This window comes from Frischella japonica (assembly GCF_014489845.1).
Taxonomy (GTDB): domain Bacteria; phylum Pseudomonadota; class Gammaproteobacteria; order Enterobacterales; family Orbaceae; genus Frischella; species Frischella japonica.
The window spans coordinates 213,945-235,343 of the sequence record NZ_JABURY010000016.1 but is presented as its reverse complement, the minus strand read 5'-3'; the positions used below and the strand labels follow the sequence as shown (position 1 = coordinate 235,343).

Here is a 21,399-nt window from a genome sequence, read left to right as displayed (position 1 = left end):
ACAATCGCCCATTCCAAGCATTATCGGTGAATTGGGCTTTATATCTTAAGGTTTAATTTCAGTCAATGTTTGATTACGCAAGAGTAAAATACGATCAAATAATGCATGTTCATTTAGACGATGTGTGACCATAATGAGGGTTTTACCGGCATAGTTATTGGCAATAATGGCTAATATTTGTTGTTCAGTTAGACTATCTAGACTTTCGGTTGGTTCATCCATTAAAATTAATGGCGATTCATGTAATAATGCGCGCGCAATTCCAATACGGCGGCGTTCACCCCCCGAGAGTGTTCTGCCATCTTCACCTATCCATAAATCTAAGCCATGTTCTGCAGTCAACAATTTACCTAATTCTACTTTTTTTAAAACTGCTATTAATTGTTCATCGTTAGCATTTGGATTGCCAATTAATAGGTTATTACGTAATGTATCATTAAAAATATGAATAACCTGAGGAATAACTGCCATCATGTTCCGTAAGGAGTATTCATCAAAGTGAGTAATATCTATATTATTTATGGTAATGCTACCCTTATTAGGCTGCCAGCTGCGAGTGATTAAATTGAGGAAAGTCGATTTACCACATCCAGTCTGCCCAATGAGAGCAACATGCTCACCACTATGAATACGAATATTAATATCATTAAACACTGATAACGGTTGATTTGGATAACTAAACGTTACCTCATTAAATATAATTGTACATTTGTCATCAGTAAACGTTTGATTTATATTTCCATAGGTAATACTTGGTTGCTGAGCTAGTAGATGATTCATTCGTTTAGCTGAAGCAAAGACTTGTCCAAGAAACAAAAAAGCATTAGGAATCGGGGCTAAAATTTCTGTAGAAGAGAGTCCAATAAAAATTAATAATGCGATAACAGGCGGATCATAATTAGCAATGCCATTGGACACTAATCCTATAATAAGTAATGTCATTATGCCGACAATTAAAATAATTACTGCACTTGCAAGACTTAATAAATTGGATTGTTTTTTTTGTAATGTTAACCATTGTGATTCAGTGTCCGTTAATTGCTGACGAAAAGCCTGTTTGGCATTAAATAAGGTGAGTTCAGCTTGACCTTGTAAATAACTAACAAGCAATTGACGATATTGGCTTTTAAATTGTGCAATGTTTTCACCTAAACGTTTACCAGCATAATAAAAAAGCAGCGGCATGGTCAGAATTGTAGCCAATAAAAATAATGTGATTATTAATGCCACAGTGTGATCAAAATAATTCACTGCACAATAGATAAATAGCGTAATACTTAAGCTTCCAAGAATTGGCGCAAATAGTCGTAAATAAAGATGGTCTAAATGATCAATATCAGCAATAAAAGCATTAAGTAAATCTGCTTTTTGAAAATGTTGCATTTGATCTGCGCTCAGTGGCAACAAATGTTTAAATGCTTTAGTTCGTAAATAAGCTAAAATTCTAAATGTTGTATCGTGATTAATTAAACGGTCAAAATAGCGAGCAACCGTTCTAAGAATCGCAGCACCCCGTACACCAGCGGCTGGTAACATATAATTAAATGTATATAATCCAGCAACACCAACAAAAGCAGTTGCTGATAAAAACCAGCCGGATAATGATAATAAAAAAATACTGGCACTCAATGCAGTTATTACCATGATCATGCCAAGTAGGATACGTTGCCAGTAATAGCGATAAAGCTTAATATATGGGGAAACTAATTTTAACATAACATTGAGTCAGGTTTATTAATATACAGTTGTTGGTTGTGTAAACGCCAAATTTGTGAAAACTGCATCGCTTGGTTAAGATGATGAGTAACCATGATAATTTGGCATTGTTGATAACTTTGCGCTAATATCGTTTCTATTTCAAGTGCTGTTTGTTTGTCAAGGCTAGCCGTTGGCTCATCAAGCAGCATTAATTGGCATGGTTTTAGTAGTGCTCTAGCAATAGCGATACGTTGTGCTTGACCAACAGAAATTTTCACCGCATCTTCACCAATTTCTGTATCAAGGCCGTCTGGTAATTGAGCGATTAATTCTGTAAGTTGCGCTTGTTCGATGACATCAGCAATATCTTGTGATGTGGCAAGCGGGTCGGCCAAAAGAAGGTTTTGGCGAATCGTTCCATTTATTAGATAAGGATTTTGTCCTAACCAACTTAGTTGGCTCCGCCATGATTTAATATCAATCGTCTGGAACTCAATACCATTGATCATGAGTGAACCCCGATAAGGTAAAAATCCTAATAATAGATTGAGTATCGAACTTTTACCTTCACCACTTATACCGGTTAATGCAATTCGAAAAGGGGGAGTTAATGTAAAGTTTAGCGGACCAATAATGGGTTGATTATCAGCCGACAAAATCACTAAATCTTTGCCTACAATTGTTTCAATATTTTGATCAAAATTGACCGTTTTCACTGATGTTGATTCATTAACATGAGTCGGTTGAATGATAAATTTTTCAATATTATCCGCAGCAGCAATAGCTTGTGCTTTTGCGTGATAATAGGTTCCTAAATCACGCAAAGGTTGGAAAAACTCGGGTGCTAAAATTAAAGCGAAAAATCCAGCAAATAGTGTTACTCCACTATCGTAAGCACCAAAATCAAATTCACCTAAATAAGAAAACCCAAAATAGACAGCCACAATAGCAATAGAAATTGAAGTAAAAAACTCTAATACCGCAGACGATAAAAAAGCCATTTTTAGCACATTCATTGTTCTAATACGAAATCGTTCCGCAGCGTTAGCAATTTGTTCAGTTTGATTGCAACCTTGGTTAAATAAACGTATCGTCGTTAACCCTTTTAACCGATCTAAAAAATGTCCGCTTAAGTAGGTTAATGCTTTAAAGTTTCTTCGATTGACATCGGCAGCACCCATACCGACTAATATCATAAATATTGGGATAAGTGGTGCGGTAGCCATCAAAATTAATGCAGCAGTCCAATTAAACGGTAAAATGACAGCAACGATTATTATTGGAATCATCATCGATAGCTGCATTTGTGGTAAATAGCGGGCATAGAAGTCATGAAGATCTTCTATTTGTTCAATTAATAAAGTACTTAGCCCACCACCAGTGTGATGATAAATTGCTACAGGGCCTTCTTTTTCAATTTTAGTAATTAATTGTTGACGAATAGAATGACGTATTGCAGCACCCAATGAAAAATTGATTTTTTCACGAGCATAAGTAATTAAACTGCGAATTCCAAACAACGCCAGTAGGGCAGTGAAATAGACAGTGATTGATTTAAAATTACCACCTAAAATAATCAAATCTTGTAATATGTTAGCTAACAATGCCGCTTGCATAATAATGCAAATGGCTGTAGCTAAACCGGTCAAAACAGAACAAAGTAATGCCACTTTATGTTGTTTTGCTTGCTGCTTTAACCATTTTAGTAGATAAGTTTGACGGGTTTTATCTAATACAGACATGTTAATTCTTTTATTTTAAATTATCCAAATAATGTTCGGCATCTAACGCTGCCATACATCCTGTACCAGCTGATGTAATTGCCTGACGATAATTATGATCCATTACATCTCCTGCGGCAAAGATACCTTCAATACTGGTTTGGGTTGCATTACCTTGTAAACCTGATTTAACCTTAATATAACCATTATCTAACACCAGCTGGTTGCCAAAAATGGAGGTATTAGGTTTATGACCAATAGCAATAAATACACCTAATACGCTGATTTGTTCAGTTTGGGTTTCATCCAAAGTATTACGAATACGTAGACTGTTAACGCCCATTACATCACCAACAATTTCGTCAACGACTCGATGAGTATGTAAAATGATTTTACCTTCAACAACTTTTTCATTAAGACGCTTAAGCAATATTTTTTCCGCACGAAATTGATCTCGACGATGAATTAAATGAACTTCGCTGGCAATATTGGCTAAATATAGCGCTTCTTCGACCGCTGTATTTCCACCACCAACAACAGCTACTGCTTGGTTGCGATAAAAAAAGCCATCACACGTAGCGCAGGCTGAAACTCCTTTACCTTTGAATCGCTCTTCAGACGGTAATCCCAAATATTGTGCACTGGCACCGGTAGCAATAATTAAAGCATCGCAACTATATTCTGTTTCACCGCTATATAATTTAAAAGGACGAGAAGAAAAATCAACCCGTTCGATTTGATCAAAAATAATTTCGGTATCAAAACGTTCGGCATGTTCTCGCATTTGCGACATTAATTCAGGACCGGTTAAATTAATCGTGGCGGCTGGCCAATTTTCAATTTCGGTCGTGGTGGTTAATTGACCGCCTTCTTGTATTCCCGTGATTAATACCGGTTGTAAATTTGCTCTTGCAGCATAAATAGCAGCTGTATAACCAGCGGGACCAGAACCAAGGATTAGTAAGCGACAATGTTTATTATTCATTATAAACTCCGAACATTGTTATTTTAGTATTTATGATAGCGAATAAGTCTATCACTAACGGTTAGTTTAAGGTATGAAAAAAAGTTGATTTTTTATTGATGTTAATTATTGTTTTAATAGGTTTGATAGCAATTTTTAATGTGATTAGCGAATAAAAGGAATTTATCATGTTATTTTTGTTTTAAGTTACTTTATAGCCAAGGTAGGCATTTCTGAATTATTAGTGCCTTTTTTACTAAATTAAATAAAAATAACATATTGATATTTATAAAGATATTTTTAAAATAAATTTAATAAGTTATAAAGCTCCAGTTCTCACCACTGGTAGCGCAAAGTCAGAGTCCAAGGGGTTGCGTTTAAAAACTTTTGGGTCGCCTGAGCATCAATAGGTATTTATCATGTTGTGGCTTGAAAGGCGAGACAAATAACTAGACGACTTAAAGAGCAACTTGCATGCAGTCGTTTACAATAATGGTGAATTATGAAAATAAGACACGGTTTTCTTAAACTATGGTGATTGTTTCAAGCATTAATGGCATAAGTGCTATATTCAATATTTTGCTCATGCGCGAATTAAGGGGTTCAAGCAAGTGCCTCAACAAGCCTCGCTGGTGCCAGCGATAAAGTGGTCACTGTGTGATTTTCTTCGTTCAGCAGCCCTTAAGTGCGGGAAGCTAAATAGCATTATGTAAATAATGGAATAATTAAAAATAAGTCATAAAGCTACCCCAATCTCAATCCTGCGCAGAGAAAACCGGAAGCAGAGATGAATAATAAAATAATTTAGAGAGCAATTCAATCAGGCTATTTTACTCGCTACCACAATATAATTTACATCCACATTTTGACTCAGTGTAAACTGATTTTTTAGTAAATGATATTCGATGCCAATAATATCACTTATTTGTAAATTAGCCTGTTCAATTAGTCGCATTAATTCGGAAGGACGGATGAAACGGTTAAAATCATGAGTGTCTTTTGGGAGTATCCGGGTAATATATTCTGCACCATAGATTAGTAGTAATTTTGCTTTCTGATTGCGATTGATAGTCGATAAAAATAACCTTCCATTGGGTTTTAATAGTTTGGCACAAGCGGTAATAATCGATTGTGGATCGGGAACGTGTTCCAATAACTCCATGCAGGTTATTATATCAAACTGCTTATCAGTATTATTCGTATAATCTTCAATAGAACTCTTTATATATTCAATGACTAAGCCATTTTGTTGAGCATGATGCTGTGCTACCTCCAATGAGGCTTGTGCCATATCTAATCCGATGACTTGTGCTCCAAGCTTGGCTAAACTTTCCGACAAAATTCCACCACCACAGCCAACATCTAATACTAATTTATTAGAGATATCGCCACATTGTGTTTGAATATAATTCAAGCGTAATGGATTAATAATATGCAGTGGTTTACATTTTCCATTGGGGTCCCACCATTCTTGTGCCATTTGAGCAAATTTATGAATTTCTTTTAAATCAATATTTTGTGGCATAACTAATCTTACCTATTTTTTGTATTGCTAAAATTATTCGTGATAATAAAGACTTTGTCAGGATTTATTGGCGAACAATATTGATAAATGATTGTACTATTTGTGCGGTTAAACCCCAAATAGTATAGTGTTGATAATGATAAAAATATACCTCATGCTGAGAGTGTTGCTGCCATTTTTTAGAACGATATGGTACTAAATCAAAAGGAAAATCATCAGATGGTTTAAAAGCGATTTTCATATGCGATTTAGTAGGTGGATTGGCAATAAACCAATCGATAGGTACACTAAAAACTTCAGCGACCTCAGCATGATTTAATTTCATATTTAGATTGCTTAAGTAACCGATAATCGGGTAAATTTTTAACCCCATTTTTGATAAAAATGGGGTTAGCTGACCTAAAATTTTAATTGAAGTCGCTTCAATACCCAATTCTTCATGTGTTTCTCGCAATGCAGTTTGTATCGGACTTGAATCAATTTCTTCCATATGACCGCCAGGAAAACAAATATCATTGGGTTGCCATTTTAAGTGAGGTGAACGAACTTGGAATAATAAATGCAATTGATTGGTTTCATCTTGAAAAATAGGAATGAGAACCGCTGCTTTTTCTGCGATATTTCGTTTTTTTAATTGAGATAGTAGTTTATTTTCGATATAATCTATTGATATCATTATTTTTTATCTTGGTTCTTTAAGTGATTTTAGGATATATAATCTGAAATTCACTATTGGTAAATTTCATCTCTTTACGTTGCCAGAATATCATGTTAGATTGCAACGTCATTAAAAAAACGTGATCTATATCAACTTTTGAACTACAACAATAATTATGCAGGAATATGTTGCTCAAGTCAGACACACTCTAGCTGAGCTTGCTCTTGTAAAGCAAAAGCGAGCGCTTGATGCTATGCCTACAGCTTTCCAGCAAGTATTTTTATTGTTACCGACTCTAATCCATTTTCATCACCCGGCATTGCCCGGTTATTTACCCGATAACGTTCCTTGTGGCATCAGTTTTTACCAACCTGATATAGATATTTTATCACAACTCAAAGCACAATTTGTATTTGAATTACCAGAATATCTTGATCATGAAAGTAAAATTTCAGCACTTTACTCGATGGGGAGTACCAGTTCATTAGGGCAATCGGTGGATTCAGATTTAGATATATGGGTTTGCATTGAACAGAATTTATCTTCCAAAGAACGGGAATTATTACAGCAAAAATGTACCTTGATTGAACAGTGGGCGATGTCATTAGGTGTTCAATTAACCTTATTTATTGTTAATGTTGATCGATTTCGTGAAAAACATCATGAATGTTTAATGGGTGAAAACTGTGGTTCGGCTCAGCATATGCTGTTATTAGAGGAATTTTATCGCAGTGCCAATCATTTAGCTGGAAAATTATTGCTATGGTTTGTGATTCCTGATGATCTCATTATTAATGGTCAGCAATATGCCTCTTACGATGATTGTGTTTTGGCTTTAGTTTTAATTGGAGCAATTAAACGTGATGAATGGATCGACTTTGGTTCCTTAATTGACTTATCAGCGGAAGAGTATTTTGGTGCTAGTTTGTGGCAACTTTATAAAAGCGTTGATTCACCATTCAAAGCAGTTTTAAAAACTTTGCTCTTGGAAGCTTATTCATGGAAATACCCTGATAATAAGATGATAGCTTATCAGGTAAAACAGGCAATTCAGCAAAATAAAATTCAACATTATTATCTTGATTCTTATTATATGATGTTAGAGCGGGTGACAGAATATCTCAATGCAATGGGCGATAATCAACGACTTCACTTAGTCAGAAGCTGTTTATATCTGAAAGTAAATGAAAAATTATCTGTTCACTCATCACAAACTTCTTGGCGCAGAATATTACTAAATGAGTTGATTGTTAAATGGGGATGGTCTAAGCAAGAGCTAGAAAATTTAGATAGTTGCGATACATGGGAAATTGAGCAAGCTAGACAAGTTCACGACGTTATCTTACAAACTATGATGACGGGATATCGACATTTACTTAGTTTTGGTCGTCGGAATAATGTTGAATCGTTGATAAGTCCAAAAGATTTGGCAATTTTAACACGTAAACTTTATGCTGCTTATGAAGTATTACCTGGCAAAGTAACCATTATCAATTCTAATATTTCTAGTGATTTGTCTGAACCCTATTTAACGTTTATCCATGTTAAAAATGATCGGGTTAATCGTCCAGGTTGGTACGTCTATAAGCATAAGCCAACGCTAGATTCGATCGTTGGTCATCAGTATTTAGAATATAGTCATTCATTAGTTAAATTAGTCGCATGGTGTTATTTTAATCGCTTAATTTCTGATACTACTCAGTTTTACTATCGTGATGGCGATAATCATGACCCTGAAAAATTAAATCAATTAGTCGCCGATTTACAATCTTATTTTTGTATAGATATTCCAAGTGCTAATGAAGATGATTTATATGGCCCATGTGAAATCAGACATTTAGCGATTATTGTAAATTTAAAAGAAGACCTCAATGGTGATGCGCCTTTGATTAATACCAAAGATGTATTATCCCAAGCTGATATTTTTAATTACGGTGAGGAAGAGTACAGTTTAATCCAATCAATCAATTTACTCTATCGAAATTCATGGAATGAAATTCGTGTACTACATTTTTCAGGGGCATTATGTGTTTTAGATGCGATTAAAACGTTGCTCAACCGTATGCACAAAGATGCCGATTCGCCACATGCCATTAAAATATTCTGTTATAGTCAATATTTACCGAATGAAATTACAACCCAAATGCAACAGCTTATTGATCGTTGTATTGATCTCCGCTTAACCACAACACAAAATAATTTAGAACATTTTATGCCACTACGTATTAATGGTTCATCATGGTATCTATTTTTTGAGCGTTTTGGCGTATCAGTACATCAATTTGATAACTCGATCGATTTTTATGGTGCGGTTTCAAACAGTAAAATACAAGGACGTGCGTTAAATATCCAAGATGAATCAAATGAATTACCAAGTGAGATTGATAGTGTGGCATGTGAAGGGATTATTCAGTTCTTTTTTGAAGATACCGATGCTGGATTTGATCTTTATATATTAAATGAAAACAATCAAATTGAAATTTACCATAACTGTAATAGTAGTAAACAAAATATGGTGAAAGATGTGAATAGTTTTTATGCATTGTCTGATGATCGATTTACATTTGCTGCCAGTTCTTCAGTAAATTTTAATTTGCCACAATTTTATCAAATTCTCCATGAGGATGATGGATCGCGTAAAATTGTTCATTTCGATGAAATCACGTGATTTTATCGCAGCAAAATACTAAATTAACTTGCTTTTCTTTTTATAGTAAAATGTCATTTTATATCTTCTTTTTTGATCAAATTTTTAAAAATAATCTGTTAACTTTTAATGGTAGTATATTAAAGTAAATTTTATTAAAATGTTCGGAACTTTTTTTAACTTTTATAATCTAACTTTTATATGCGCATTTTGGCCATAGAGTAGATTAAGCAACGTAAATGAGGAATGGCCTTAAATGGGAGAGCAAGTAACCGATCAAGTTCTTGTTGAGCGTGTACTTGGAGGTAATAAAAATGCCTTTAATCTTTTGGTATTGCGTTATCAAAGTCGATTAGCTCATTTAGTTTCTCGTTTTGTGTTACCATCTGAGGTGGCCGATGTTGTTCAAGAAACATTTATAAAAGCTTATCGTTCTTTAAGTTCTTTTAAAGGTGAAAGTGTTTTTTATACTTGGCTTTATCGAATAGCGGTAAATACAGCAAAAAATTATCTAGTCGCGCAAGGTAGACGTCCTCCCGCATCGGATATCGATGCGTTAGAGGCTGAAACCTACGATGGTGCTGATTTATTACATAACATTGATAACCCAGAAAGTTTGATGTTATCAAATGAAATAAAGCAAGTGATTTTTCAAACAATTGATGCTTTACCAGAAGATTTAAAAATAGCGATTACTTTACGTGAAATTGACGGTTTGAGCTATGAAGAAATTGCTGACATTATGTCGACTCCGGTTGGAACAGTTCGCTCGCGTATTTTTAGGGCTCGTGAAGTAATAGATGAGAAGTTAAAACCATTATTAGATTAATTTACCGAATATTATAAAGGTATAAATATGTTAAAAGTCCAACAAGAACAACTTTCTTCATTAATGGATGGAGAGCAATATGATCAAGATACTATTGATAGTATCTTAAAGGATGATGAGCTTAAACAATATTGGCGTCGTTATCATGTTGCTCGTGATATTATGCAAGGAAGATTGGATGCAGATTATTTAACATTCGATATTTCTGATAAAGTTGCTCAGCTTATTGAATTAGAAGATCTTCCTGAACAACCAACAGTTGTCGAGCAAACAACTTTGCCAACGTTATCAAAGTTGATTTGGCTTAAGACGAAAGATGTTTTAGCTAAATTGAGCCAAGTTGGTTTAGCTGCCTGTGTGACTTTAGGCGTTATCGGTATTGTACAGTATCAATCAGGTGCTTCTAAGGCGAATGATATACCGGTTCTTAATACAGTGCCAATCGGAGTTAATTTAGCACCAGTTGGTGGTGTAGGTAATGTTAATAACTATGAGCAGCCATTAGATACGATGTCTAACCAACAGTACAATAAAATTCGTATGTTGGTGCAAGATTATGAATTACAAAGACGTTTAAACGTACAGTAGATAACATGTTGGTTATGGTAATAAATGAATGATACAAACTCATTTTTTTAGTGATTTTAATAATACGAGTAGATTATCTTTACGGCAATATTTTAATCGAGTTAAAATTTTGGGTTTTTTCTTTTTTTTGTCATGTTTTATATCATTTCTTTGCTATGCAGATAATTCTAATCTTGCTTTTTCCGAGACCATAAATTCTTCTGTAGAAACATCATCACCTTTGCTAATTGATCGCTCGGCTGTTAAGTTGTTAAATAAAATGAAAGCGTCAGTGTTGGATAATGATTATAAGCTTTATTTTATTGTTCAAGATGAAGATGAATACCCCAATTCATATCAATATACCTATGTTGGATCGAAAATAAATAAAAAAGGTGCTCTATTATCCTTAGAAGGATCTGCCAAAGAAATTATTTTAAATGATAACATTGTCAGCTACTTTCTTATCGATAGCGCCTCATTTTCAATCGCAGCAAATCGCATTATCGAAGTTTTTCCTGATGTGATTTACAGTGATTTCGATTCATTAATTCCCAATTACGATTTTATTAATTTAGGTAAAGGGCGTGTGGCTAATCGTAGTTGCCAACTTATTCGTATTATTTCTAAAGATAAAGATCGTTATAGTTATGTGATTTGGATTGATGATGAAAACTTCTTACCATTACGTATTGATTTATTAGATTTAAATTCCAAAATAATTAATCAAAAAAAGGTTTTGGTGGTTGATTTTGATTTTAATAAACAAAAATTTGAAGATTATATTGCAGATCGTGTTTATCCAATTTTATATCCGATAGACAAGGAAGATAGCGATCGTAAAGATTGGCAAGTGACATGGTTGCCTAAAGGTTTTAAACGAATCGATACTTACAACATTAATTTTCAAGAATCCAACATTGATACACAGCATTTTACGGATGGTATTTTTTCATTTACTATCAATGTTTCGAAACGAACCCAATATGATAAAGTCAATTTATCTATACAGGGCGATCGTTCTATTTATTCATATAATCAAGGTAATCTAAATATTATCATTATTGGCAATTTACCGGCTGAAACAATCAAACAAATTGCTTATCATTTAAAATTTAAATAGCAAAGACCCCTTAATGGCGTTTTACTGAATCTATTTTAGCAAAATAAAGTTTATAAAGCCGATGATATTTTGCTGAAAAAAGATAAAAACCGAGCTTGATACTATGATTTAGCATGATAAATGTGTAGAATGCTGGATTTAATTATCATTACCTAATTGATGATTATCTTATTAGATTAAAAGATTTATGTTAGTAGCATCAAGATTATTTACAATTATATTATTTTGTTTTTATTGATAAATCTAAGTAATAAATGGAATTTGTAATCAAATAAGATAATACAGTCATTAACATTAATTAGTAGATTAACTGAATTATAGATATGAATAAAAATATCCGAAATTTCTCAATTATTGCCCATATTGATCATGGTAAATCCACTTTATCAGATCGAATTATCCAAATATGTGGAGGATTATCTGATCGTGAAATGGCTGCTCAAGTCCTTGATTCAATGGATCTAGAACGAGAGCGTGGTATCACGATTAAAGCGCAAAGCGTAACACTCGATTATCACGCAAAAGATGGTCAAACCTATCAATTAAATTTTATTGATACACCTGGGCATGTTGATTTCTCATATGAAGTATCTCGCTCTTTAGCAGCATGTGAAGGTGCATTATTAGTTGTTGATGCCGGGCAAGGTGTTGAAGCACAAACATTGGCAAATTGTTATACGGCGATTGATATGGATCTACAGGTCGTACCCGTATTAAATAAAATCGATTTACCCGCTGCAGAGCCTGAACGGGTGGCACAAGAAATTGAAGATATAGTAGGTATCGATGCCACGGATGCGGTACGTTGTTCAGCAAAAACAGGTGTTGGTGTAGTTGATGTTTTAGAACGATTGGTTAATGAAATTCCACCTCCAGCTGGTGACAGTCAAGCACCTTTACAAGCACTGATCATTGATTCATGGTTTGATAACTATTTGGGTGTGGTATCACTAATCCGTATCAAAAATGGTGAATTACGCAAGGGCGATAAAATTAAGGTGATGAGTACTGGTATGACATATAATGTTGACCGGTTAGGTATATTCACACCAAAACAAATTGATAAAGACATATTAGCTTGTGGTGAAGTGGGTTGGTTGGTTTGTGCTATTAAAGATATACACGGTGCCCCTGTTGGCGATACTTTAACCTTAGCACGTGATCCCGCTAACAAACCATTGCCGGGTTTCAAAAAAGTTAAGCCACAAGTTTATGCCGGATTATTTACCACAAGTTCTGATGATTATGAAGCATTTCGTGATGCATTAGGTAAATTGAGCCTAAATGATGCGTCTCTTTTTTATGAGCCAGAAACATCTAGTGCATTAGGTTTTGGTTTCCGCTGTGGTTTTCTTGGTTTATTACATATGGAAATCATTCAGGAACGACTCGAACGTGAATATGATATTGATCTTATAACCACGGCACCAACGGTGGTTTATGAAGTTATCACTACAAGTAATGAGACTATCTATGTTGATAGTCCAGCAAAACTACCAGCTGTTAATAATATTCAAGAGCTACGTGAACCTATTGCGGAATGTAATATTCTGGTACCACAATCCTATTTAGGAAATGTGATTACGCTTTGTGTCGAAAAACGCGGTGTCCAAACCAATATGGTTTATCATGGCAATCAAGTATCGTTGACATATGAAATTCCAATGTCAGAAGTCGTATTAGATTTCTTCGATAAATTAAAATCAACATCGCGGGGGTATGCTTCCTTAGATTATAGTTTCAAATGCTTCCGAACCGCCGATATGGTGCGCTTAGATGTGTTGATTAATGGTGAGCGAGTTGATGCATTAGCATTAATTACTCATCGTGACAATGCCCCATATCGTGGCCGGGAATTAGTTGAAAAAATGAAAGACTTGATTCCACGCCAACAATTTGATATTGCTATCCAAGCGGCTATTGGTAATCATGTTATTGCCCGTTCGACAGTTAAACAATTACGTAAAAACGTATTGGCAAAATGTTACGGCGGTGATGTCAGTCGTAAAAAGAAATTGTTACAAAAACAGAAAGAAGGTAAAAAACGCATGAAACAAGTTGGTAACGTTGAGTTACCTCAAGAAGCATTTTTAGCTATCTTACATGTTGGTAAAGAATAAATTATTTAAGTGAGGTTATTTAATGGCTGGTTTGTTTGCAATTATCTTAACAGTAGCAACATTCATTACAGGTATTTTGTGGTGTTTTGAGCGGTATCGTTGGCAACCAGCTAGACAACGAAAAGTTGAAGCTGTGCGCCAACAGACAGAAGGTAACATTGATGGTAAGGTGTTAGCTGAAGTCGGAAAACCGAATGGTTTTGTTGATTTTTTTGCGCCTTTATTTCCTATTTTATTGTTTGTTTTGGTTGTTCGCTCATTTATTATTGAGCCATTTCAAATTCCATCAGGGTCAATGATGCCAACTTTATTAGTTGGTGATTTTATTGCTGTTGAGAAATATGCTTATGGTCTTAAAGATCCTATCACCAATACTACTCTCATACCAACAGGGCATCCACAACGCGGTGATGTGGCAGTATTTAAATATCCCTTAAACCCAGATCTGGATTATATTAAACGGGTTATTGGTGTGCCAGGTGATAAAATAATTTATAATAACAATACAAAAGAGTTATCGATTTATTCCGCTTGCCAAGCGGAAGAAGAGCAATGCAATAGTCAAAATTTTAAGTCGGTAAATATCAATTATACACCGGTTAAGACTAGCGAGTGGCATCTGGTGTTTAATCAAAGCAATGTTAACTTTTATACAGATGAAGAATTTAATCATTTAAAAAATAAAACTGATAATTTCGATTTAAATCAGCGCCAAGAAACATTAGGCGATATCACGCATGATATTTTGATTATGCCAATTAAGTTTAATCAACCACAAAAGTTTTATCGGCAAGTTAATCAAAAAATGGGGGAATGGGTAGTACCAGAAGGTTATTACTTTATGATGGGTGATAACCGTGATAATAGTGATGATAGCCGTTTTTGGGGATTTGTTCCAGAGGCCAATTTTGTTGGACGCGCTAGTGCAATATGGTTGAGTTTAGACAAACAACCTAATGAATTTCCTAGCGGTGTGAGATTTAGTCGGATTGGTGGAATCAAATAATTGTCATCACTCACCATTATAGATGATGAGTGATAATATGTGGTTAATAATGATATAAAGATAGAGGGATTATTATATCGTTTTCCATCAAAATTTGATCACTATTACTGAGGTGAAAATAGGTTAGCAAACTGAAACAAAAAAGTATTGAGTAATATCGTAAATGAAACAAAATAAACATAGTCTAATTGCATTACAAAAACTGATCGGCTATACATTTAATAATATTGATTTATTAAATCACGCTCTGACTCATCGCAGTGCTAATAAAATTCATAATGAACGTTTAGAGTATCTGGGGGATTCGATTTTAAGTTTTGTTATTGCTGAAGCGCTTTTTAATCGTTTTCCTAACGTCGATGAAGGTGATTTAAGCCAAATGCGTTCATCATTAGTATGTGGTGAAATGTTAGCTATTATTGGTCAAAATTTTAGTATCGGTGAGTATATGATTTTAGGTCAGGGAGAATTGAAAAGTGGTGGTCATCGCCGTGAATCGATTATTTCTGATGCGTTAGAAGCAATTATAGGTGCTATTTATTTAGATAGTAATATACAAACCGTGAAGCAACTGATTCTATTATGGTATCAAACCAGATTAAATGAGATTCAACCTGGAATTAAACAAAAAGATCCTAAAACCCGTTTACAAGAATATTTGCAAGGTCTTCGTTTGGCAAGACCAGTTTATCTCATTATTGAAGTTATTGGCGATGATCATGAACAAGAATTTGTTGTGCAATGTAAGTTAGACGGTGACAATAATCGATATTTAGGACGCGGCGTAAGTCGCCGTAAAGCGGAACAAGCCGCTGCACAAATGGCAATAGAAAAATTAGGTATTAAATGACAAATCAACAACATAATCGACAACATTCAGATTCCTTACAGCATTGTGGTTTTATTGCCATTGTTGGGCGCCCTAATGTTGGCAAATCAACATTATTAAATCAAATATTAGGTCAAAAAATCTCAATTACTTCTCGTAAAGCCCAAACTACTCGTCATCGTATTATGGGGATTGACACACAAGGCAATGATCAGGCTATTTATATCGATACGCCGGGTTTACATATTGAAGAAAAACGGGCAATTAATCGGTTGATGAATCGTGCAGCAAGTAGTTCTATAGGGGATGTTGAGTTAATCTTGTTTGTTGTTGAAGGTACCCATTGGAATGAAGATGATGAAATGGTACTCAATAAACTGAAAAGTGTAAAATGTCCGGTATTATTGGTTATTAATAAAATTGATAATGTTACCGATAAGACCAAACTGTTACCTCATATTCATACCATTAGCCAGAAATTCAATTTCATGGATGTTATTCCTATCAGTGCTGAGAAGGGCGAAGGTGTGGATATTATTAAACAGATTGTGAAACAACATTTACCGGTTGGTGAGCACCATTTTCCTGAAGAATATATTACCGATCGTTCACAACGTTTTATGGCCTCAGAAATTATTCGTGAAAAATTAATGCGTTTTTTAGGTGAAGAATTGCCATATTCGGTGACCGTTGAGATCGAACAGTTCAAAGTTGATGAAAAAACCGGTATGTATCGTATTAATGGTTTGATTCTGGTAGAACGTGATGGTCAGAAGAAAATGGTCATCGGTAATAAAGGTGAAAAAATTAAACAAATCGGTATTGAAGCACGAAAAGATATGCAAGATTTTTTCCAGACCAAAGTGCATTTAGAACTCTGGGTTAAAGTAAAAGCCGGTTGGGCGGATGATGAAAGGGCATTAAGAAGTTTAGGATACATTGATGATCTGTAAGTTAAGATAGAGTTAATCGATTAATTACTCAGTCACTAGAGTTTTTTGACCGAAGATGTCTGGGTAATTAATCATTTGATTATTTAATATGTTAAAATTCTTAACCTCATGACTGATAGCATACACTTACCAATTTCTCTCACTTTAGCGGATTAGATTCTATTTTATAACCAATTGATTTTTAGAATAAATCTGTTTTATATTCATTTGATTATCGATGTTAATAACTAAAATGATCGTTATTACTATTTGATATTGAATAGTTAGTTGATATAAGTTTCAAAATAATCGGATATAAAGAGTGTTGTACTTCTTATTGTTGAATAAGCATTTAGGCGACAATTGCGAATATCTTTTACGCTCTTATTGTATATTGCGTGCATTTTAAAATAATTTATGTATATAATACTTTTCATCTATTTGATAAGTGGAGAACCTATTATGATGCCAAGCTGGCCAAATCTACTGATATTAGTAGCAGTGATTGTATTAATTTTTGGAACTAAAAAATTACGCACCTTAGGTTCAGATTTAGGTGCATCAATTAAGGGCTTCAAAAAGGCAATGGATAATGAAGATGATAATCCAACATCTAATAATGATGCCAATTTTAGTGCGCCATCTTCCACACATGTTGAAAAAAACCATGATAAAAAAGAGTAAACTGTGTTTGATGTAAGTTTTGGCGAATTATTACTAGTATTGATCATTGGGCTTATTGTATTGGGTCCAGCACGCTTACCGACAGCGATTAAAACAGTCGTCGGTTGGATCAATACTCTGCGTCGATTATCGGCCAATGTACAATTAGAGTTAAATAAAGAACTTAAATTACAGGAACTTCAAGAAAGCTTAAAACAGGCCGAAGAAAGCGGACTTAACATGCTTACGCCCGAGATTCAAGCTTCAATTGATGAACTTAAGCGTATTACACAATCCTTACAGCAAGAACTTAATCAAACTGCACAACAAGTGAGTAGTGAAGGGAATCAGTTGGTAAAATCTCCGACTAATAATCAACAAAATGATTTACCACAAATTGACGAAACCCCTAATCTAAATAACCAAATAGTCGAAACTCGCAGCGATGCAAGGAAACATCATCATGGCGAATAATTCTGAACAATCTTTAATGAGTCATTTACTCGAATTACGTGCCAGAATTTTACGTTGTATCATCTGCGTAGTGGTTGTTTTTTTAGCGTTACTCTATTTTTCAAATGATATTTATCGCATTGTTGCTAATCCTTTAGTAAGTCAGTTACCGAAAGGTAGTATAATGATCGCAACCGATATTGCAGCACCTTTTTTTACGCCTATAAAATTGACTGCTATTATCGCTTTGTTTGTGTCGATTCCCTATATTTTGTATCAAGTTTGGGCATTTGTTGCTCCAGCGCTTTATCAACAGGAAAAGCGCTTAGTGCTGCCGTTAGTAATTTCAAGTACGACCTTATTTTATCTGGGTATTGCTTTCGCCTACTTTGTGGTGTTTCCTTTAGCTTTTTACTTTTTTATTAATAGTGCACCAGCAGATGTGGCTATCAATACCGATATTACAAAATATTTGGATTTTGTGATGACGTTATTCATGGTCTTTGGTATTTCGTTTGAGGTCCCGGTTGCCATTGTATTATTATGTTGGGCAGGCGTAACATCTCCGCAAAACCTCAAAAAGAAACGACCGTATATCATTGTTGGTGTATTTGCGATTGCTATGTTTTTGACCCCACCTGATGTGTTTTCACAAACATTACTTGCGATTCCTATGTGCTTACTGTTTGAAATCGGTGTTTTTTTTGCACAATTTTACCGTCCAAAACAAACCGATGATGAATCTCAATCAATTGAATAAATAATAGAATCTTATTTGAATTTAAAAAACAACTTTATTTTATGATTAGGATGTTGTAATGAAGAATTATTTACCGGATTTTAACACCGCAAATGTGTTAGTTGTTGGGGATATTATGTTGGATCGTTATTGGTACGGTGCAACATCACGCATTTCGCCAGAGGCACCCGTACCGGTGGTTAAGATAGATTCACTTGAAGAGCGGCCTGGCGGAGCTGCTAATGTAGCAATGAATGTTACCTCATTAGGCGGGCATGCTAAACTGATTGGTTTAACCGGTAAGGATGAACAAGCTAAAATTCTTATTGAGCAACTGCATCATCAGCGGGTAAGCTGTGATTTTGTTTCATTATCCACCCATCCAACTATTACCAAATTAAGGGTTTTGTCACGTAATCAACAACTAATTCGTCTGGATTTTGAAGAGGGGTTTGCTGATGTTAATCCAAGCGAATTATTGCAACGAATCGAATATGCATTACCACAAGCAAAAGTCATGATACTATCTGATTATGCGAAAGGAGTATTATCATCTGTTCAAGCGATGATCAAATTAGCGAATCAAGCACATGTTCCGGTATTAATTGATCCTAAAGGAATTGATTTTGCGCGTTATCGTGGTGCAACATTACTTACACCAAATATGTCCGAATTTGAAGCAGTTGTTGGGACATGTCATAGCGAAGAAGATATCGTGAACAAAGGTCATCAATTGATTCGTGATTATGATATTCGCGCTTTATTGGTAACGCGAAGCGAAAAAGGAATGACGTTACTACAACTCGACCAACCAACTTATCATTTACCAACTCAAGCGAAAGAGGTTTATGATGTTACTGGTGCTGGAGATACAGTAATCGCTTCCATCGCTGCTGCATTAGCCGCAGGATGTTCATTGGAAGAGAGTTGTTTTCTAGCAAATGCGGCAGCCGGTGTCGTGGTGGGGAAATTAGGTACCTCTACGGTATCACAAGTTGAGTTGGAAGATGCCATTCGGGCGCGTAATGACAATGGTTTTGGCGTGATGAGTGAGGATGAACTCCAAATAGCTGTGAGCAAAGCTCGCCAACGGGGTGAAAAAATTGTCATGACTAATGGTTGTTTTGATATCCTGCATGCAGGACATGTATCTTATTTAGCTAATGCGCGAAAATTGGGGGATCGTTTAATTGTTGCCGTCAATAGTGATCAATCAGTAAAACAACTCAAGGGCCAATCACGTCCCATTAATCCATTAATGCAACGAATGATCGTATTAGGCGCACTTGATTCAGTTGATTGGGTAGTATCTTTTGAAGAACAAACACCGCAACGTTTAATTGCTAAAATTTTACCCGATGTGTTAGTTAAAGGTGGTGATTATCAACCAGAACAAATTGCTGGTGGTAAAGAGGTAATCGCAGCTGGTGGTGAAGTTAAAGTTTTGAATTTTGAAGATGGTTGTTCAACCACAAATATTATTAATAGCATCAGAAATCAATCATAATCTTATAATTTGCCATTTCCGAAAATTAATAATTAATTAGCTCAATTTAAAGAGTTTGGTTGAGATTTTCCTTAAATATTTTAACTAAAAATTTTTATTTGACAATAAATATAATAAGTTAGGAGTTGTAATAATGGAGCAGCTCAAAAAAGAGCTTAATTTTGTTCAAGGAGTCGGTTTACTAACGACGTCATTATTAGGGACCGGAATATTTGCTATACCTGCTATTACCGCAGAAATTGCCGGTAACAACGGATTATGGGCATGGCCACTGTTATTAATTATGATTTTCCCGATTGGATTAATATTTGCTGAATTAGGTAAATATTACCCAAGTGCAGGTGGTGTTGCGTATTTTGTTAATAGAGCTTTTAACCCAACGCTTGGTCGTGTTAGTGGTTGGTTTTTTCTTACCGTTATACCTTTTAATTTACCTGCTGCATTATATATAGCTTCCGGATTTTGGGTTTCATTATTTAATATTCCGCCTTTTGTCGAATTGCTTATTCAATTAATGACGTTATTCTTTATTTGGTTGATTGGATTATTTGGCGCTGGGGCCAGTGGCTGGATCCAAACATTGATCGCGATGTTAATTATAGGCTTAGTAATGACGATCGGTTTTTCGAGTTCACCATCGGTTTTAACCATTGAATGGCCGAATTTGTGGCAAATTGATGCAGTATCATTAATGAATGCGTTAGGGGTTATGTTTTGGTGTTTTGTCGGTATAGAAGCATTTGTTCATTTAACCACAGAATTTAAAAGGCCAGAAAAAGATTTTCCACGCGCTTTAATTGTTGGTTTGGTTTTGGCAGGTTTTATCTATTGGGCCTGTACAGCAGCGGTATTAAGTTTATCTACTGGCAGTATTGTGGTTACTACAGCCTTACCAAATATCATTGAACAATTATTTGGTCAGCAAGCTTTATGGATTTTTTGTGCAATTGGTTATGCGGCATGTTTTGCGACAATTAATATTTATTATCAGAGTTATGCCCGATTAATTTGGGATCAAACCAAACAAGATTTCCCAAGTATTTGGCTGGCAAAATTATCAAAACGTTCGACCCCAGTTAATAGTTTATCATTTGTGATTTTACTTAGCGGTATTTTCCTAATCTTGATTCATTTTTTCACAATATCGTTAACCAGTTTATTAATATATGCAAATGGCGTTTTTGTATTTATCTATTTATTAGCGATGTTATCAGCAGTGAGACTGCTAAAAGGAAAATTACGAATTATTGCTGCAATTTGTACTATGATTTGTGTTGGATTATTATGGGTAATAGGTTATAAAAGTTTGTATGCTATTGGAATTTTTATCTTTTTATGGCTAGTTGCTAAATGTCTAACTTTAAAAAAATATCATTAAAATGGCATATCATCTAAGTAGGGAGTTAACCCCACTTAGT

Annotated in this window: 18 protein-coding genes; 13 read left to right on the top strand and 5 right to left on the bottom strand. The window is 34.8% G+C overall.

The window, feature by feature from the left end; translation table 11 throughout:
* Positions 1 to 45 precede the first annotated feature (45 nt).
* From cydC to FcAc13_RS08050, 5 genes are all read right to left on the bottom strand, one after another.
* Positions 46 to 1,716, bottom strand: a complete 1,671-nt coding sequence (gene cydC / locus FcAc13_RS08070; protein WP_187755695.1) for a heme ABC transporter ATP-binding protein/permease CydC — start codon at positions 1,714 to 1,716, stop codon at positions 46 to 48.
* A complete protein-coding gene (gene cydD / locus FcAc13_RS08065) occupies positions 1,710 to 3,440 on the bottom strand; it encodes a heme ABC transporter permease/ATP-binding protein CydD (RefSeq protein ID WP_187755694.1) in 1,731 nt (576 codons plus the stop codon). The genes cydC and cydD overlap by 7 nt, the downstream gene beginning before the upstream one ends.
* A gap of 10 nt (positions 3,441 to 3,450) precedes the next feature.
* On the bottom strand, positions 3,451 to 4,404 hold the full coding sequence (trxB, locus tag FcAc13_RS08060) for a thioredoxin-disulfide reductase (RefSeq protein ID WP_223064562.1): 954 nt from the start codon (positions 4,402 to 4,404) through the stop codon (positions 3,451 to 3,453).
* A gap of 799 nt (positions 4,405 to 5,203) precedes the next feature.
* Entirely contained in the window at positions 5,204 to 5,908 is a 705-nt protein-coding gene (gene ubiG / locus FcAc13_RS08055; RefSeq protein ID WP_187755693.1) for a bifunctional 2-polyprenyl-6-hydroxyphenol methylase/3-demethylubiquinol 3-O-methyltransferase UbiG, read from the bottom strand.
* A gap of 64 nt (positions 5,909 to 5,972) precedes the next feature.
* Positions 5,973 to 6,584, bottom strand: a complete 612-nt coding sequence (locus FcAc13_RS08050) for an NUDIX hydrolase (protein WP_187755692.1) — start codon at positions 6,582 to 6,584, stop codon at positions 5,973 to 5,975.
* Positions 6,585 to 6,741: 157 nt separating this feature from the next.
* Between FcAc13_RS08050 and FcAc13_RS08045 the strand changes: the two genes are divergently transcribed.
* The 13 genes from FcAc13_RS08045 (at position 6,742) to yjeH (ending at position 21,359) form a co-directional block, all read left to right on the top strand.
* Entirely contained in the window at positions 6,742 to 9,234 is a 2,493-nt protein-coding gene (locus FcAc13_RS08045; RefSeq protein WP_187755691.1) for a class I adenylate cyclase, read from the top strand.
* Positions 9,235 to 9,469: 235 nt separating this feature from the next.
* On the top strand, positions 9,470 to 10,042 hold the full coding sequence (rpoE, locus tag FcAc13_RS08040) for an RNA polymerase sigma factor RpoE (RefSeq protein WP_187755690.1): 573 nt from the start codon (positions 9,470 to 9,472) through the stop codon (positions 10,040 to 10,042).
* A 27-nt stretch (positions 10,043 to 10,069) separates the two neighbouring features.
* A complete protein-coding gene (locus FcAc13_RS08035; RefSeq protein ID WP_187755689.1) occupies positions 10,070 to 10,630 on the top strand; it encodes an RseA family anti-sigma factor in 561 nt (186 codons plus the stop codon).
* 28 nt (positions 10,631 to 10,658) lie between these two features.
* Positions 10,659 to 11,732, top strand: coding sequence for a MucB/RseB C-terminal domain-containing protein (locus FcAc13_RS08030; RefSeq protein WP_281382618.1), 1,074 nt, complete (start codon positions 10,659 to 10,661; stop codon positions 11,730 to 11,732).
* 323 nt (positions 11,733 to 12,055) lie between these two features.
* Positions 12,056 to 13,852 carry a translation elongation factor 4 gene (lepA, locus tag FcAc13_RS08025; RefSeq protein ID WP_187755687.1) on the top strand — a complete coding sequence of 599 codons (1,797 nt, stop codon included), beginning with the start codon at positions 12,056 to 12,058 and terminating at the stop codon, positions 13,850 to 13,852.
* A 22-nt stretch (positions 13,853 to 13,874) separates the two neighbouring features.
* The gene (gene lepB, locus FcAc13_RS08020; RefSeq protein WP_187755686.1) at positions 13,875 to 14,858 is read left to right on the top strand and encodes a signal peptidase I; all 984 of its coding nucleotides are present in this window, start codon (positions 13,875 to 13,877) and stop codon (positions 14,856 to 14,858) included.
* A 163-nt stretch (positions 14,859 to 15,021) separates the two neighbouring features.
* A complete protein-coding gene (rnc, locus tag FcAc13_RS08015; protein ID WP_187755685.1) occupies positions 15,022 to 15,708 on the top strand; it encodes a ribonuclease III in 687 nt (228 codons plus the stop codon).
* Positions 15,705 to 16,640, top strand: a complete 936-nt coding sequence (era, locus tag FcAc13_RS08010; RefSeq protein ID WP_187755684.1) for a GTPase Era — start codon at positions 15,705 to 15,707, stop codon at positions 16,638 to 16,640. Before rnc ends, era begins: the two co-directional genes overlap by 4 nt.
* Positions 16,641 to 17,081: 441 nt before the next feature.
* Positions 17,082 to 17,303, top strand: coding sequence for a twin-arginine translocase TatA/TatE family subunit (gene tatA / locus FcAc13_RS12415; RefSeq protein WP_223064561.1), 222 nt, complete (start codon positions 17,082 to 17,084; stop codon positions 17,301 to 17,303).
* Positions 17,304 to 17,306: 3 nt separating this feature from the next.
* Positions 17,307 to 17,756: a Sec-independent protein translocase protein TatB gene (gene tatB, locus FcAc13_RS08000; RefSeq protein ID WP_187755683.1), complete on the top strand. Its 450-nt coding sequence runs from the start codon at positions 17,307 to 17,309 to the stop codon at positions 17,754 to 17,756.
* Complete coding sequence (tatC, locus tag FcAc13_RS07995; protein ID WP_187755682.1) at positions 17,746 to 18,495, top strand: twin-arginine translocase subunit TatC; 750 nt, start codon at positions 17,746 to 17,748, stop codon at positions 18,493 to 18,495. The genes tatB and tatC overlap by 11 nt, the downstream gene beginning before the upstream one ends.
* A gap of 58 nt (positions 18,496 to 18,553) precedes the next feature.
* Complete coding sequence (gene hldE, locus FcAc13_RS07990) at positions 18,554 to 19,981, top strand: bifunctional D-glycero-beta-D-manno-heptose-7-phosphate kinase/D-glycero-beta-D-manno-heptose 1-phosphate adenylyltransferase HldE (RefSeq protein WP_187755681.1); 1,428 nt, start codon at positions 18,554 to 18,556, stop codon at positions 19,979 to 19,981.
* Positions 19,982 to 20,114: 133 nt separating this feature from the next.
* Positions 20,115 to 21,359, top strand: a complete 1,245-nt coding sequence (gene yjeH / locus FcAc13_RS07985; protein ID WP_187755680.1) for an L-methionine/branched-chain amino acid transporter — start codon at positions 20,115 to 20,117, stop codon at positions 21,357 to 21,359.
* Positions 21,360 to 21,399: the final 40 nt, after the last annotated feature.